This is a genomic window from Rhodococcus zopfii NBRC 100606 = JCM 9919, assembly GCF_001895025.1.
GTDB lineage: Bacteria > Actinomycetota > Actinomycetes > Mycobacteriales > Mycobacteriaceae > Rhodococcus > Rhodococcus zopfii.
Genome location: NZ_BCXI01000065.1, coordinates 1 through 16,284 on the forward strand (window position 1 = coordinate 1; position 16,284 = coordinate 16,284).

Sequence of the window (16,284 nt, forward strand, 5' to 3'; positions counted from 1 at the left end):
GGGATTAGGGCTCGAGGTGTTGCCGAGCACGATCGTCCCGTGCCGGTCAGTGGGGAACGGTTCCACCTCGACCACCAGCTCTTTTTCCGTCACGTCGGGATCACCGTCGAAGGGGTCATCCCATGTTCGCCCCGTGAGGTGGAGGGCGCTGGTGTTCTCCAGCGCCCGTCCCAGCCGTGCCCGTCGACTCCTCGTCACTTCCCGTGCCCTCCATTCGCATCACCCTCATTGCGAGGCTAGTCACCACCGATCCCGGACAGGGCCTGCGCGCGAGCCGGGCCGGTGGCGTTCTGAAACACCGCGGCTGATCGGGAGAGACCGTCGTGGAGTCCACTCGCCCGACTCTCATGGAGGTTCCATGACCACGACCCTGCCCGCCGCCGACACAGCGCCCGGGGAACGGACGGAGATCGCCTCGGATGCGTGGCACTACGGCTTCGTCCCCGCTCGCTACGAGCGCGCCAGCATCGACTGGATTCGTGAGTACGCGGCGGTCTCGGACGCTCACGCCAAGTTCATGCGGTCGATCGGCTACTACCGGTGGGCGTCCTACCAGGGGCGGACGTCGTACTACTCGTCCCGGCCGTTGCCGTTCTCGGCCGGTGGGCAACGCTCGTTCGTGTTCCTCGAGGATGGAACGGTCGTCGAGGTGTCCTCCTGCGGCTCTCCGCCGTACCGGCGAGTCAGCGACGGGTCCGTCGTCGCGGACTGACCGACCCGCGGGGGTGCTACATCATCTCGGCGCGATCCTGGGTGCACTCCTGGATGGCGCGGATCGCCTCACGGATCTGCGGGATCTCGCGCAGCAGCATGTCGACATCGTCGAGGGCCTCGGAGAACGCGGTCAGTTCGGAATCGTCGCAGGCGTCGAGGAACTCGGGGAGCTTCTCGGCGACCTGGGATACCTCGGGCAGCTTGCGACCCATCTCGTTGATCAGACGCAGGGTGTCGGTGAACCGGATGAAGTCGTCGGTGCGGGCGAGGGTTTCAGCCCATGACTGTCCCCCGTCGGGGGCCATCGATCCGGTGGCCTGTGCACCGAACGCCCCGAACGGATCGTCCACGTTGACGTCGACGCTGGTGTCGCGTTCGTGGTGGGGATCGGTGTTGGGCCAGTCGGTCGGGTCATCGCCCTCCGAGGCCAGAGGAACGTCCCCATCGGACTCGGAGGGGACCCGCGGGGTGGGAGCTGCGCCGATTGTCTCCGGTGCTCCCCCGAGCTCGTTGTTCGGGGCAGGTTCCTCGGCCGGCGGCGTAGGCGTGCGGCCCGCGGCTTCCGCGATCACCGACTCGACGATCTCCTGCACGGCCTCGCTGTCCGGCTGCTCCCCGCTTTCGGCGGCGGCGATGACACGGTTCTCGATCTGAGTGAGCATCGTGACGTCGTCGACGCCATTCTCCCGCGCGGCCCGCAGTGCCTTCTCCGCGACGTCCAGCTCGGTCGCGTCGACTCCGGTCCGGGAGGACACCTCGTGGAGGAACAGGGCGGTGCGGGCCATGCGGTAGATGTGCGCACGCCCGTACGGCTTCCCGGTGCGCGGGTTGATCAGGCCGCCGTCCTTGAACTCACCGAGGATCAGGTCCTGCGGATTGTCGTAGCCGAGAGGCTCCCACGCTCGCCGGCGGAAGATCTGCTGCATCGCGTCCTCGAAGCGGACAGCTGCCTCAGCGACCTCGCGGACGAGTTCGCGGGCTTCCTCTTCGGTGCAGGGGCCGGCGTTCGGGTCGACAACGTCGTGGTCGTCGAGGGTGTCGATTGCGCTGCTCACGAGCGGTCTCCCTTGGTGATCCGATGGTTCTCGCGCACGGTAGCGAGGCGGTTATCCAGCGCTCTCTGTCGCTTGATCCTGATCGCTCGAACTATCCATTCCAGACCTGTCGCAACAGCACCCTTCAGCCGAATACACGCCCTAGAGATACATGTACTCCTAGAGTATTTTGCGCTAGTAGTAGACAATCCCTATCTAGCGGCGTAACTTCTCTATCGCAGCCGCCACATCGAGAGGATGAAACATGTCCCCCACGCTCATTCAGCAGGACTCGGATCGCAAGGCATCGCTGACCGTCAGCCGGCAGAAGGCAGCAGAACTGCTCGGCACTTCGGATGCAAGCGTGCAGTTCCTCCTCGAATCGGGCTACCTTCCCGATCTCGACGTCAGCAGGCTGCTCACGATGGCGAACTACCCCCTGCTGTACACCGACGGCGACTACCCGGTCCTGCAGCAGGCATTGGCGTCCGCAATTGAGCCGGAGCCCTATCTCAATCGCACCCAGATCGGTGAGAGCGTCAAGCACACCGACGCCGAATGCGTGCTCGCCAACCAGGGCGCATGGACCAATTTCCGTGACTCCGATGTCCTTGCCGCACGGTTCCTTCCGGTGACCCTTCGGAAGTTCACCGTCTCGGTGCTGCACGTCACGGGGATCCTCGGCTACAACGGCGACCGGACCGTCTATGACGCCACCCTCGCGGGCCGGGTACGCGAACTGGGAAAGCCGGAACTGAACTTCATCGACCCCAACCTCTCGCCCGCGGACCAGGAAATCGTCCGAACCCTGCTGACCTCACGCAGCACCTCGAACGTCCCCGGCCCGTGCGGGAAGCTCAAGACCCTCTGAACAGCGACGCATGACGACCTGTGGCCCCGAGGGAAACCTCGGGGCCACAGGGGATTTCTGTGTCAGGCGACGGTGTACCGGGCCGCCCGGATCGGCGGCGGAGTGTCCCCGTACGACCGGGACAGCATCTCGTGCCGCCACGACGTATCCGCCGGAATGTAGACACCGTTGGCGCGGGAGTGGTGCGCCGGAATGCCGAGGGTGTCCGCGAGGCGGGCCCGCTCGGCGAACGGGATCGTGCCGTCCTTCGCGCGCCGCGCCTTCGGGATGGTGATCCGCATCCCGCCGTCCTTGTCCCGCAGCACCGAGTAGTGCGTACGGGTGCGGGCGAACAGCGCGGCCCGGATCCGGTACTGCACGTCGGCGACATCGTTGAGGTCAGTGGGGCGGTCGGAGTTGGCGCCGCCCTTGCCTTCCCGTTCGAACGTCGTCGGCCACGCGACCGCTCGGCCCTCGGTGTCCTTCGGCGGCTTCACCGACGGGGTGTTGATCGGCTCGCCCCGACGCTGCTTCTCGAACAGGCCCTCCTTGTGGGTGTCCTGCCGCTGGGCGCGCAGGTTCTGGATGCGCGAGTAGTTCATCCGCTCGAGCGGGGCGCGGGGCGCGTCGTAGGCGGTGTCCGACGTGCGGTCGCGGCGCACCTCCGCCATCGACACCCCGGGCCGCAGCGCGGTGTCACCGGTCGGTGCGGCACCGTAGGCGTCGCCGAGGCTGTGCAGCGCCTTCCCGATGTGCTCGCAGCGGCCACCGCTGCTGAACTTCCCGCAGGTGCAGCGCATCCCGTTGCCGCCTGCCTGCGGGAACGGGGACACGACCTCGACGCCGGACTCGTCGCGCCAGACGGTGGCCTGCCCGGAGACGGTCGCCTCGGGGTACCGGAAGCTGACCGACGGGGCGGCCGCGCGGCCGGCGGCGACCTGGTCGCGGACATCGCGCGGCGGCGGGACGTTCGCGATGCCGCCGCCGGGGAGCTTGAACTGCCGCTGCGACATCAGGTTGACCCGCTGCATCGGCGGCGCGGGCGGTTCCAGACCGGCCTCGCGTGCCGCGCGGGCCTGGGCGCGCCAGTGAGCCTGCTGCGCACGGTCGGACATGCTGTTGTCCGCGGCCGCCGAGCCGGGGACCGGGCAGGCGTGGGAGGACGTCATCGACGCCCACCGCCCGCAGGTCGGGCACTTGCGCTGTTCCTGCGCGGCCTGCGCGTCGGCGGCGTTCTCCCAGTGGTAGGCGTCGTTGGTCTTGCCGTTGCCGCGGCGCATGACGGTGTTGGAGATCGCGCGCCCGACCTCGTCGGAGGCGAGGATTTGCGCGGCCTCTTCCTTGGACACGCGGTACGGGTACGTCTTTCCGGGCGAGACCTGCCCGTCCTTGCGGGTCCGCGGCGCGGTCGTGACCATCATCAGGCCGGATTCCTCGTTGTAGGCGACCTCCTGCACCCACGACGACACCCCACCGGTGCGGGCCGCCATCTGCTGCTGCAGCTCGGCGTCACTGTTGGCGACCGCTTTCAGTCGGGCGTTCGCTTCGGCGACCGTGGTGATCGGCTGCCCGCCCGCAAAGCTGTCACGGTCCTGTTCGAGGAGCCGGCGCGCTTCATCGCCGCCGACCTCGACGCCGTCGCGGCGCAGATAGACCGGCTCCTGCCCCGAGTCGAGGACCTGCTGCACCGACGCTGCCTTGAGGGCGTTGGTCGCGGCCTGGTGCTCGGCCTGCAGTTCCTTCCTGCGGGCGGCGAGGTCACCGTTCGGGCAGGCGGGCTGCTCGTGACCGAACTGGCCGCACTGCTCGCACCGCACGTTCGGGTTGTCGGACTGCGCGTAGACCCGGCGGTGCTCGGGGCGGATCGTCGGCCGGCTCGGCTGCTTCGCCAGGTGCGCCAGGCGCCGCTCCTCCATCTCGGCGAGGGCATCCCGGGCTCGCTTGGACTGCCCGATGTCCGCCTGACCCTGCGCGGACAGGCCCGCGACCGCGAGATCGTCGCGCCACGAATCCTTCAACGAGATACCGACATTGCCGCGGCCGGTTCCCTGGCGCGCCATGATCGAATCCCACTCGGCCTGCACTTCGCCGATGCTGCGGCCGGTGTGCCGAGCGTTGATCTCGAAGTACGTGGCCTTCGCGGACTGGATGCGCGGCACCATGGTCCCGAGGTACTGGATCGCCTGCAGCTGGTTGCCGGCGTTCTTCTGTGCGTCCGTCAGCGGCGTCTTGTTGCCGAAGCGGTCGGTGTACATCCCGGTCTTGAGGCGGTCGAGTTCGGTGTCGAGACGGGTGATGACCCCGGGTTGGTCCCAGCTCTGCCGGTACTTCTCCCGATCCGAGATCGACGGATCGTTCTCGATCTGCTGGCGCAGGCCTTCGACGAACGCGATCTGCTGTTCGGTGGTCATCGGTGGGGCACCGTCGAAGTGGTGCTGCCGCTCGTGAATGGCGGACTGCAGTTCGCGATCGTGCAGTGAGCCCAGCCCTTGCCCCTTGCACATTTCCTTCGCGAGGCGGATCGCGGTCGACCTCGCTTTGTTCTCTCTGCAAACCATGCTCCTACCGGCGGCGGCTTCCTGGCCGCGCCGACTCCTTCCTCGATCGGGGGTGTGTGGCAGATCCGATTGCTGTTCATCCTGGCGTGGTGCACCGACAGCACCGGTGTCGTGAAGGTCGAATCACCGCGTCTAGCAGTGGAGATGACCTCGGCGGACAGCGGTCAGCTCAGGTTGATGCCCCGGAAGATCGGGTCGGGCTGCTCGGCCGGCAGCACCGACATCGTCAGCCAGCCGGCCTTCTCCAGGGACTCCAGATAGGCGGCACTGTCGCCGATGTCGAGGACCACCAGGTTCGGATCCCCAGGCACCACCACGCCGTCGCGGGTCATCTCCGACAGTGGGAGCGGGGTGTTCGAGTAGGGGTCGTAGTCACCGGTGTTGAGGACCAGCGACACCCGCGCGGACCACACACCCGCCATTCGGGTGTGCAGGTTGTCTTCCTCGTCGACGAACGGGATTTCCTCGAGGACACCGACCGGGTAGGGGCCGTCGGGGTCCGCGGCCTTGGTCAGCTGCTGCTGTTCCTCGTCGCCGAGGTGATCCCAGCTGCCGTCGCGCTGGGCGAGGTCGTTGATCTGCTGCTGCAGCGCCAGCCGGAGCCGGTCGGCGTGGGCGTGCCGGAGGCGGGCCAGGGCCAGCCATGCCTCGTCGATCGCGGTGTCGTCGATCGACGATTCGAGATCGCGCAGGGCGGCGAGTTTCTCGGCGTAGTCACCGCCGATGATGACCGCTATCGCATCTTCGGGGGTGTCGGCGTAGACGCGGCGCTTGTCGGGCAGGGACACGTCGTAGATGTAGGGGCGGCGGTAACCGATCAACGGCAGGACCCGGCCGTGGGCGGCACCGATCTCGGTGTGTTCGCCGTCGGTGACGACGATCGGTGGTGCGATCTGAGCGGGGTCGAGACGGGCAGCGTCTTCGATGCTGATCGGGTGACGCACGGTCGGTTCGGTCACGGAGGGCCTCACATTCTGCGGGAAGCATTCAGGTGCTCGGCATCATGCGCGGCAGCTTCTCCAGCACCCAACGCGTCAATCGCCCGCCCGTCCCTGCCGCTCAGCGAATGCGTCGCTCCGCTGGCCTCATGACTCGAAGAAGTCGATGGAGTCGATGGTTGGCCGTCCGAACAGTGGGCTGTCCTTCCACGCGCCAGACACCAGCACCGAGAACATGTCTTTCTCAAGGGGAAGGTCGTCCAGGTTGACCGGCAGCGAACCGTCCCCGGTCCAGATCGACACTCCCGAGAGTTCAAACTCGGCGTGCGCTAACTGCCAGGGGTACTTCACGACGAGGCCAACGATGTCATGGACTTGGATGCTGCAAACGTTAACCATTCCCATCAGCCCATTCTGAAGACGCTGGTCGAAGTCGATAGGAAACACGAACCCTAGAGGAAGCCCCTGCACCCAGTTCAGGTCAGATTCCGGTACGCGAAATACGCTGACGCGAATGTTCGGAGGCATGCCGCGGGCGATCCGGTGCCGGTCTTCCGCCTTCCACTTCAGTGGTGCAGTCTGGGACACGTTGAGCACTGCCGAAGTCTTCGCGAACCAGCGAGAGAGAGTCTCGACTTGACCCTCATCAAGGTTGCGGTCTTGCCCAAATATGAGTGGTTCCGCCGCGGCTTCCAGCTGTGACATCCAACCGTTGTTGCAGACCTTGCAAACGCGACTTTCGACCATCGTTTGCGCCGGCATTGGTCCACGCTTATCTGCCGCAGCACCATGACGGAGGCTCAACCGGAACGGCTCGAAACGCAGTTGCTCGTCCGTGAAGTACTTGAAGGACCACTGAGGGAAGATGTGTTCCTTGCTCGGCACCGATTCCCCGCTGCTGCGAGCACACATCCAACAGAATGGCGTTGTTTCCAGGTACCGCACGGTGGCGTACCGACCACCGCTGACTTTCTCCCTGTCGTACTTCCGAAGACGTGAGGGGGGATAGGCCTGGTCCGGCGATCTGTGCACTGCGAGATCGTAGCCGCGCGAACCAGGCTCCACCCACAATGGCCCGGCTGGTGTGCCCCGTTGAACTGTGAGCACTCGTGTTGTTCCTACCCCGCCACTTTATTGGCTCGCTCGAGTGCGGTGGCGATCGCGCCGGAGACGAGTCCTGCGAATGCGTTCGGGTTGACGTGGTCGACGACGGTGGTGTCCTCGGGGACGACCCAGGCGTTCTCGCGGTCTCCGGTGAGAGCCCACACGACATGGACGTCGTGGCGGCGTAGGTAGCGCACGCGGTCGTTGATGGCGGAGGCTTCGTGGCTGGGGAGTTCACCGTCGGTGAGGACGACGAGGACGCGGGCCCCGAAAGCAGTGGTGAGGTCGGCGCCGGCGGTGACGGCGGACATCGCCTCGGCGCACCCGGTTGAAGATGAGCCACCGGGCACGACGGGCACTCGATTGGGGCGGGTGCGAGGTCCGAGCAATGCGGTGACTGTGCCACCGAATCCGGTGGCTGCGGCGGTGCCGCCGAGCTCTGCAGCCGCGGCCGCGAGCGACCAGATCACCGTGCCAGCCACGGGGAGCCAGCGGTCCATCGATCCGGAGACGTCGACGACGACACCGACGTGCAGGGGTGGCTTCTCGGCGACCTTGCGCCGGTTGCGGCGCCACGGTGTCGCGGTGACGACCTGCCCGTTGGCGCGTTGCGCTGCCCGTTGGACGAGTCCGCTCGTTCTGGCGTTGCCCGCCGGATATGCCACGTGCTCGGTGACCTGGCGGGGCGCTTCGTACTGGGCGCGTTTGAGGCGGCGCACGATCGCGGCACGTTCCGCGATCTCCGCGTCGGTGGGCGGCCGGTTCCGGATGCGGGTGAGGGCCTTCGCGGCGAACACCGATCGGGCTGCGGCGGCGGCGAGGTCGCGTTGGGTGTCGTCGGCCCGCTTCTCGGGTGTCGGTTGCGGGCCGAGCGCCTGGTGGAGTTCGAGCTCTGCCTCTGCGGAGGTCTCCGCGGCGAGGTCGCGCAGCAGGTCTGTCCAGCCCGAGCCGATCCCGGTGCCGGGGTCGACTCGGTCGCCGGAATCACCGGTGCCTTCCCCGGGGCTGGCTTCCGGGTCGCTCGGGTCCGCCCCGCTATCCCCGCCTCCGGTGGCACTGGCAGTGTCGTCGCCGCAGCCTGCGTCGTCGCTGTCACCAGTGGCACAGGCAGTGTCGTCCTCGCAGCCTGCGTCGTCGCTGTCGGCCGACTGCTCGGCGCCCTCCCCCGCCCCGGAGCCTGCCCCGCTGCCGCTGTCGGAATCGGCATCCGGAAGCAGCCGGCACCACTGCTCGGCCAACGCCAACAGCCGTTCGTCGTCGCTGTCACGCAGGGCGAGAACCTGACGCCAGATCTGCGTGCACTCGGCCACGACGTCGCCGCCGAACTCCTCCTCCACGACCGGGCGGATCCGATCGCCCACCCACCGTGGAAGCACCCCGGCGTCAACCTGGGGCAACACCCGCTCGAGCAGCACGCGCGGCGACGCCACCACCGACATCGTCACCGGGGCGGCCGACCGGAGGAACAGCCGCGACCTCGGGCTGCGGATGATCAGTCTGCGGTGCGCACGCGCGGCGTCGAGCGCCCACGCAACCTCGAGCACCCCGGCCGGGACCGCGTCGCCTACGCGGCCGCGCCACCGCGAATGCGCTGCACGCGAAGCACCGTCGAGGACGAGACCAGCCAAGATCGGGTGGGACAGGCGGTCGACGAGCGTCCTGGTCGTCGGGACGCGTCCGCGATCGTCGACGGACAGCTCTGCCGCGTGCGGGTCGATGCGGATCTGCCCGGACGTCGGGTCGACCTCGAATCCACCGGGTGTCGCGTCGAGGGTGACAGTGACGTCGCCGCGGCCGGCGATCTGCCGTGCCCATTCGGTGGCCGACCATCCGGTCAGCTCCCAACTCTGCGACCCCACTTCGGATTCCCTTCTCGATGCACCCGGTCAGGTGCGGATGTGTGCTGGTCAGGACTGGGCGACAAGTTCGCCGAGCTCACCCGAACCCAGGCTGAGGTGCTTTTCCAGCTCCTGGGCAACACGGCCGCGCAGGAGCGTCTCCGGGCACGCCGACACCAACGACCGTGCCGCGAAACCGATACCGAGTACCGGGGCGATGTCGCGGGCCTTCAGCAGGGCACGCAGCGACGGAACCCATACCGGCTCTTGGCTCTTCGCTCGCGCGACGTCGTTCGCTGCCATGAGCGCGCGGGCGGCATCGACGAAGGCCTTCGGGACCCCGAGGTTCTCCGCGGTCGACAGATCGGTGGGGACAGTGACGGTGAACGCGATCCGGTCGTGCAAGGCCTCGGGGATCCCGAACCCGGAGCCGGGGTTGTACGCGATCAGCACCGCGAACCCGTCGGCGGCGTCGACCTGCCCGACATTGGGGTTGGAGGTGTCGATGTACGCGCGCCGGTGATCGCACACCGAAAGGAACACTGCCTGCACCTCCTGCGGTGCGCGCGGCAGCTCGTCGGCGAGGAACGGACGCCCTTCCCGCATGGCCTGCAGCAGAGGCCCGTCAACCCAGGCGAACCCAGACGGCGCCGTCGGATCGGGGTTGTAACGGCCGACGATGTCTTCGACGGTGGTCTCGCCGTGGAACGTCAACTGCAGCAGGTCTGGAGCTGCGACCTGCGCGAGAGTGGTCTTGCCGGAGCCTGGTTCACCGGCGAGGCCGACAGTCCACCCGTGGTCGATGGCGGCGCGCACGACAGTGACGTCAACGATGCCGCCGACCATCCGCGGAAGGTACGGGTCTCCGGACGGGGTGCTGTACGTCTGGTCGGGGTCGGAGGAGATCGCCGGTTCCAGGTCGGCGCCGGCGGGGTCACTGTCCCAGTCCACCGCGGGGGCGCCGCTACCGGCGGCCAGGGCGGCACTGGCGAACTGTTCGATCTGCTCGTCGGGGTCGTCCACCTTGAAGTACTCGACCATGAAGGCGTTCGGGACCCGGTCGTCGGTGACGGTGTCAGCGAGCTCGATCACGCGCATCGGCAGCGTGTCCGGGTCGCCGATGCGGTCGCGTGTGTCTTCGACGCCCGACCCAAGCTGCAGGATCCCGTCGAGCAGCGTGTCGTATCCGGTGGGTGCGGACTCCCAGGCAGCAGCACCGATCGTGCCGTGGCAGCGTCGTGGCGTCCCGTCGCGCAGCAGCACCAGGTCAATCGCTGCACTTGCCGAGTTCCCTGATCCTGCGGGGAATCCGACGTATCCGTAGGCGAGCACGAGGTGGTGGTCCTTTCGAGATGGGCGGGTGGCGGGCTAGCGCGATGCCGTCGGTGTGAGCACTGGCAGCGGGGTAGCCAAGGTCTCCTGGTGGATGGCTGCTCGCCGCAGGAACTCCAGTTGCGTGGTGAGGTTCGCGGCGACTTCGGGCAGTTCCGCGGCCAGGTTCCGGGCGTGGGCGGTCGCGATGTCTGCTCGGGCGCTCGAGGTGAGGAGGTCACTGAGTTCGGTCGAGGTCGTGGTCATGCTGCGCACTGCGGCGAGGTCGCGGAGGGTGCTCTCGATGGGGCGTAGCCCCTCGCGGTAGGTGTGCAGGGCGGCGACGCGATCGATGAGGGTCTCCCATGCCTCGTCGAGGGCGGAGCGATGGTGGGTCCATTGCGTTGTGACTGCCGGGTCGTTTCCGGTCGGGGCCACCAGGGTTGAGTCGATTTCCCACAGTCGTGCCGCGTGCTCGTAGATCTCGCGTTCCGCAGCGGTGAGGTCCAGCCGGACTCGGTGCTCGTCGAACACCTCATCCCGCCAGGCTGGAGAGCTGCGGATGTCGTTGAGGATGGAGGTCGCGACGTAGACGAGCTTCGCTTCGCGTCTGGGGTTCCCTGTCTTCCATTGCTGATTGATGTCCCGCAACCTGCTTGATCGGTCCGTATCCAGTAGATCGACAAACGCCGAGTGCAACGGCAATTTGAGTTCGCGTGTGGCCGCGCTGATCTGGCGGTATTCGGCTTCGTCGACCTTCCACGGGTCTCGGAAGATCCACCGGCCGGCGGGAATAGCCACCACGGCACCGACCAGGGCCAGTACGCCTCCGATCACTTCCGTCTGCTGTCCGACCTCGGCGCCGTGCGCCAGAAGAAGCAAGCCGATGAGCATCAGGAGTGCGGCGAGCAGCACTGAGAAGCTCTGCCCAGCGTCTGCCTTCGATACGCGGTCCGCGTTGGCGACGCGTTGCCGCGCCGTCTCGCGCAACTCGGGCGGGAGTGCCGTCTCATCGAGGTACCGCCCATACCAGGCAGACCTACCGAGACTGTCGATGTCAGCAGTGGTGACAGCCTCGACTTGCGCTTCGATGGCACGTGCCACTGCCGCCGGGTTCGGGTGTTGTCCATAACTCGACACGACTGACTTCTCCTGTTCGTGGTGGTGGCGGAACGATAGTGGGGGCCTACTCCTCGCGGTCATGCTGCTGCGAGTTGAGTGGATCCAAGCGGCGGACGCTGCAGCCGGATCACACGGGATGCGATGTCGAGGACGTCGGCGGTGTGCGAGACGACGATCATCGGCATCTCCAGGGCCCGCAGCATCGTCAGCATGTCCCGCCGGAACGCCTCGTCCTGCGAAGCGGTGATCTCGTCGGCGAACAGCATGCCCGGCTTGCCGCCGCCGGCGAGCTGGCGAGAGAACCCGATGAACGCGCACACCGCGGCGCGGGCCTTCTCGCCGCCGGAGAGCTGCCGGGTGGCTCGGGTTGTCCCGTCGGGCAACACCACCTGTGGCACGAACGTCTCGTCGATCACGAACCCCACGTGCTCCCCGCCCAGGCGGGTCAGGATGTCGGTCGCCGCTGCGGAGATCGTGGCGCAGTACTCGGCGAGCAGATCCCGGCGCAGGGCGATACCGATGTCACGGGCGATGCGGGCGATCTCCGCCTTTTCGGCGGCCTCGCGCTTGAGCTCCCACCGGGTGGCGGCGTCGTCGGCGATGCCGTCGAGTTGCATCGCTGTGGCGCGCGCGGCCTGGGCCTGCGCTGCGGCGTCCGCGGCGCGTGCCTGAGCAGCGTCGAGGGCGACGCGTGCGGTTGCTTCTCGGGACTCGGCGGCCGCGACGTCGGTGGGGCTGGGAGCGTCCACCACCGCGGCGCGTGCCATCTCGACGCGCTCGCCGGCAGCGGTCGCCCGGGTGAAGGCGTCGGCCAACGCATTCCATGCTGTCGCGACCGTTCGTGCGGTGGCGAGCTGTGCGGTCAGTTGCTCGTGCACGGTGAGCGCTGCTCGGTGGATCTCGTCCCGCCCGGCTGGTGCCGGTGCGTTCTGGTGAGCGGCGACCAGCTCGGCCAGTGCTGCTGCGGTCCGGTCGGCGTGCCGGGTCGCGGCGCTGGACGCGGCCTCCGCATGCTCGGCGACGCGGGCGAGGCTGTCGACGTTCGCGAGCGCGTCGTGGGCCGTGCGCAGCCGCGTCTCGGTGTCGAGCAGGGCCCGGTCGAGCGCGGTTGCCTTCTGGTGGGCGGCCGCCGCCTCCGAACGTGCCTGGTCGAGGATCGCGCGCTGCTCGTCGATCAGGGCGGCGACGTCGCCGACATCCTGGCGGCACGTTGGGCATACGGCGGCGTTCATCGCGCGGGAGAGCGTCGCGATGGCCTCGTCGCGCTGGGCGACGGCGGCGTCGGCGACGTGCGCTGCCCGCAGGGCCTGCTGGTGTGCACTGCGCGCCGCCTCCACCTCGGCCTGCCCGGCGGTCACGGCAGCGGCCAACGCATCCGGGTCGACGGCCGCGTGTGCGGCGCGGGCCTGCTCGGCGGCGGTGCGGGCGCTGCTCTCCTGCCCGGCGGCGGACCCCAGTTCCGTGCCGCGGCGGGTCAGTTCACCGATCGCATGCTCGAGATCGGTGCAGGCCTTGCGCGCGGCGACCCCTTGGGATTGGTGGTCCCCGCTGGTTGCCTCACCGAGATCGCGGAGACGTTGGCGGGCCGCGTCGACGGCCTGCGCGGCGTCTGCAGCGAGGGCCTGGGCGCCGACTACGGCTTCGCGGGAATCGCGGGCGGCGCGCTCGGCGCGCTGCAGTTCCTTCGCCTGCCCGTTGGCGGTATCCCAGATGGTCCGGGCCGCGGCCGCGTCAGCCGCAGCTCGGTTGGATTCGTGCTGCAGACGGTCACTTTCGGTGCCGGCTTCCTTGGCGTCGGCGGCGGTTCGCGTCACCTCGGCCGGATCACCGGGCAGCGCCTCGGCCCGGACCGTGGCGTCCTTGCACTGCTCACGGAGTCCCTGGATGCGCTTGGTCAGGTCATCGAGGCCGGTCAGCTCCTCAAACGTCTCCTGCACCTTCGCGGGGGTGCCCGTCATCAGCTCGGTCAACTGCCCCTGCGCCATGTAGAACGCGCCGCGGAACGTCTTCGCGGTCAGCCCGGTCAGCTCGGTGATGATCCGGGTCAGCGACGCCGGAGTGACGTTCGACTGCTTGACACCGTTGATCCACAGCTTCGCCGAAGCGGACTCGACACCGGACTCGGATCGGGTGATGCGCCGCACCGCGACGACCTCGTCGCTGCCGATGAGAACGGTGGCGGTGACCTGGGCGGGCTCGGTGGAACCTTCGCGGCGCAGCGCGGCCGCCGATCCGGCTGACCCGGTGTCACCCCACAGGCACCACGGCAAGGCGTCGAGGATGCCCGACTTGCCGACTCCCGATGGGCCGTACAGCGCGGTCGTGCCGTCCGGGTCCACGTCGAGTGTCATGTGCTCGACGGAGCGGATGTTGGTGATCTCGAGCGACTTCAACCGCAGCATGATCCCGGTCCCTTTCCTAGGTGGTGCCTGTCGATGCCAGAGACGCTACGAACAGCTCGGAGTGGGTGTTTCAGTCGTGACAGCAGGCCCCGAATATGTCTCGCCTACCAGCGGCGATGCCCGTACGATCGGGGAAGCGGTGGGCTGGGTGAAGGTTGGTGGGAGGTGTCGGTGGCCAGCGGTCTGATGTTGGAGCTCGAGGGGCTGCCCGACCGTGGCGAGCAGTTGGCTCTGCTCGGCGACCGCCGTCCCGTGCGGGTGCCGGCCGACCTGTGGCGGCGGTGGTTGTCGGATCCGGTGATAGTTGCCCGATTCGAGAGCAAGCGGTACCGGCGCGGCGAAACCCAATGCTGGCCATGGATCGGCGCGATCTCCTCGACCGGTCACGCCAGTTACCGGGCGGCGAGCCTGCCCGGTCCGTCGCGCCGTGGCACCGTTCCCGCGCACCTGTTCGCGTTCCAGCTCGCGCACGGTGTCATTACGCGGCTCGGCTGGACAGCGACCGACGACGTCACGGTCTGCCATCAGTGCGACTACGCCGCGTGCACCAACCCCGGGCACATGCGACTAGGGACGAACGCGACCAATCGCATCGAGTACGTTCGTCGGCGCCGAAACTTGCACTCGCCGTTGGCAGATGTGCGTGGTGCAGCGGGACGAAGCCATGCGATCGCCGAAGCGGTTCGTGAAGGCCTTCGCGCCGGCGACGACGCCGCCGCGATCGATGCCCGGATCCATGCTGCGGAAGACGCGGGGAAACCGCTCTCGCTGTGGTGATCCCTTCTGATATGCGCGACTCAACTGGTGGGCGGGCAGGAACTGGCGCAAGCGCAGCTCACCGACGATGAGGGTGCTGACACACCTCGCCGTCACTCCCGCCGACAGGTCATCCGCTGCTCCATCGAGCAGCGAGGCTGATCGGACGCTGCCTGCGTTCCGTAAGCTCCATCCCCGTGACCTCGGTGTTCAATTCTGCGCGCAAACGAGACAGTCCTCTCTCCCGCAAGTTGCGGTCGATCTTGGACAAGAGCGGTCTACGTTCTCAGGTTTCCCAGATTCCGGACCTCGACCAGCTGGACGTCTTCGAAAAGGACCTACCTGCAGCTCTCGACAAGCTGCGCCCTGAACCGCCCAAACTCGGAGATCCGAGACCCGCGAGCGTGAGGGAACACGGCGGCGCGTGGGTTCCCATGGACGATTCCCCACACATGCAGCCATCCACCCGATACTTCATCGCAGTCCAGATTGAGGGTGACCACCAACTACTGACATGCTGGCCGGACGCAACTGACGAAGACCTCGATCCGGTGGACGCAGAAGTTCAGGAGGAGTCCAAGGACTGGCCAGAGTCGTGGGGCAGCGTCGAACGGGACAGGCTGAAAGCCGCTGAAGAAACATGGCAGCTCTCGACCGCCAACTTCCCGGGCGAGGACGAAGTTTGGGCCCTCTACACGTTCTTCGACCTAACGCCCGACCAAGAGGCAAGTGCCGGGGCCGGTGGATCCATCGACCTTCAAGCACAGTTCTACGAGCGACGGGAAGTCGCGGTTCGCATCGTGAACCAGATAGCGATCCAGACTGCCCGATTCTTCGATGAAGAAGTGCCGCAGCTTTTCAAGGATTTGATCGAGGGTCGACGGAGAACGCTGACCCATCGTGCGGCTGTTCTGAAAACGCTGAGATTCCCGAACGAGTGGGTCCTTCCCGTACCTCAGCTGGAGACCAAACCAGCCGCCACCGAGGCGAGTCCGGTCCAGGACATAGGACTATCGAGCCACTCTTCGGGAGCCCCTACCGAAATCCGCGTGGACATGCGCGCACGGCTCGCCCCTGCGAGTTTCGAGGACGTCCAACGCGTCATCCGCGTTTGGGCAGACGCGCTCGAACGCCACCCAGCGGCGTACCACGACCTAGATGAGGACAGAGTCAGTGATCTTCTGGCAGCCACGCTCAACGCGACGCTTCCTGGGGCGAACAGAGAGGTGTACAGCAGGGGCGGCAAGTCCGACATATTCATCAAGGCGGACACCTTGGCTGAAGGCTTAGGGCCAGCTAAGGTCTTTATCTGCGAGAGCAAGTGGGCTCGCAGCAACAAATGGGTCCAGGATGCGGTGGATCCTCAACTATTCGGCTACCTCACGGCTCACGACACCTCCGCCGTGCTTCTGCTTCTGATGGACCAGAAAAACTTCAAGCGGACTGTCGAGGCACGCCACGATGCCCTTCGCGCGATACCGGGCCATGTCTCCGAGCAGATGGGTACTAGTGATTGGCCGATCTTCTCGTATGAGAATGAAGGGCGACGCGTCGACTTGTGTGTCGCAACGGTTCATCTCCCCAAGAAGCTTGCGAGCAAAGCAACACCTTCGGCGTAGAACACCCAGGAGTTGAGCGCAATCCGTCAGGTCTCGTC

Annotated in this window: 12 protein-coding genes; 4 read left to right on the top strand and 8 right to left on the bottom strand. The window is 67.2% G+C overall.

Annotated features, from left to right (window positions below):
- The first annotated feature begins 358 nt into the window (after positions 1–358).
- Positions 359–712 carry a hypothetical protein gene (locus tag RZ1_RS27915; protein ID WP_072816036.1) on the top strand — a complete coding sequence of 118 codons (354 nt, stop codon included), beginning with the start codon at positions 359–361 and terminating at the stop codon, positions 710–712.
- A 16-nt stretch (positions 713–728) separates the two neighbouring features.
- Here the strand turns inward: RZ1_RS27915 and RZ1_RS27920 are convergent, their stop codons facing one another.
- Positions 729–1,769, bottom strand: a complete 1,041-nt coding sequence (locus RZ1_RS27920; protein WP_072816038.1) for a hypothetical protein — start codon at positions 1,767–1,769, stop codon at positions 729–731.
- A 244-nt stretch (positions 1,770–2,013) separates the two neighbouring features.
- On the opposite strand from RZ1_RS27920, the gene RZ1_RS27925 reads away from it, so the two are divergent.
- Positions 2,014–2,619 carry a transcriptional regulator gene (locus RZ1_RS27925; protein WP_072816040.1) on the top strand — a complete coding sequence of 202 codons (606 nt, stop codon included), beginning with the start codon at positions 2,014–2,016 and terminating at the stop codon, positions 2,617–2,619.
- A 62-nt stretch (positions 2,620–2,681) separates the two neighbouring features.
- On the opposite strand, the gene RZ1_RS27930 is transcribed toward RZ1_RS27925, so the two are convergent.
- The 7 genes from RZ1_RS27930 to RZ1_RS27960 all read right to left on the bottom strand — a co-directional run bounded on the left by RZ1_RS27930 (position 2,682) and on the right by RZ1_RS27960 (position 13,871).
- Positions 2,682–5,009, bottom strand: a complete 2,328-nt coding sequence (locus RZ1_RS27930; RefSeq protein ID WP_139282037.1) for a hypothetical protein — start codon at positions 5,007–5,009, stop codon at positions 2,682–2,684.
- 311 nt (positions 5,010–5,320) lie between these two features.
- Positions 5,321–6,115: a hypothetical protein gene (locus RZ1_RS27935; protein WP_072816044.1), complete on the bottom strand. Its 795-nt coding sequence runs from the start codon at positions 6,113–6,115 to the stop codon at positions 5,321–5,323.
- A gap of 126 nt (positions 6,116–6,241) precedes the next feature.
- Positions 6,242–6,979 (bottom strand): hypothetical protein, encoded by a 738-nt coding sequence (locus tag RZ1_RS27940; protein WP_072816046.1) that lies wholly within the window; start codon positions 6,977–6,979, stop codon positions 6,242–6,244.
- A gap of 233 nt (positions 6,980–7,212) precedes the next feature.
- A complete protein-coding gene (locus tag RZ1_RS27945) occupies positions 7,213–9,057 on the bottom strand; it encodes a hypothetical protein (RefSeq protein ID WP_072816047.1) in 1,845 nt (614 codons plus the stop codon).
- Between the two features lie 48 nt (positions 9,058–9,105).
- Positions 9,106–10,368: an AAA family ATPase gene (locus tag RZ1_RS27950; protein ID WP_072816049.1), complete on the bottom strand. Its 1,263-nt coding sequence runs from the start codon at positions 10,366–10,368 to the stop codon at positions 9,106–9,108.
- 36 nt (positions 10,369–10,404) lie between these two features.
- Complete coding sequence (locus tag RZ1_RS27955) at positions 10,405–11,451, bottom strand: hypothetical protein (RefSeq protein WP_139282038.1); 1,047 nt, start codon at positions 11,449–11,451, stop codon at positions 10,405–10,407.
- A 95-nt stretch (positions 11,452–11,546) separates the two neighbouring features.
- The gene (locus tag RZ1_RS27960) at positions 11,547–13,871 is read right to left on the bottom strand and encodes an AAA family ATPase (RefSeq protein WP_072816052.1); all 2,325 of its coding nucleotides are present in this window, start codon (positions 13,869–13,871) and stop codon (positions 11,547–11,549) included.
- Between the two features lie 165 nt (positions 13,872–14,036).
- On the opposite strand from RZ1_RS27960, the gene RZ1_RS27965 reads away from it, so the two are divergent.
- Together RZ1_RS27965 and RZ1_RS27970 are read left to right on the top strand one after the other, a co-directional pair.
- Positions 14,037–14,648 (top strand): hypothetical protein, encoded by a 612-nt coding sequence (locus tag RZ1_RS27965; RefSeq protein WP_072816054.1) that lies wholly within the window; start codon positions 14,037–14,039, stop codon positions 14,646–14,648.
- Between the two features lie 176 nt (positions 14,649–14,824).
- Positions 14,825–16,246: a hypothetical protein gene (locus RZ1_RS27970; protein ID WP_139282039.1), complete on the top strand. Its 1,422-nt coding sequence runs from the start codon at positions 14,825–14,827 to the stop codon at positions 16,244–16,246.
- Positions 16,247–16,284: the final 38 nt, after the last annotated feature.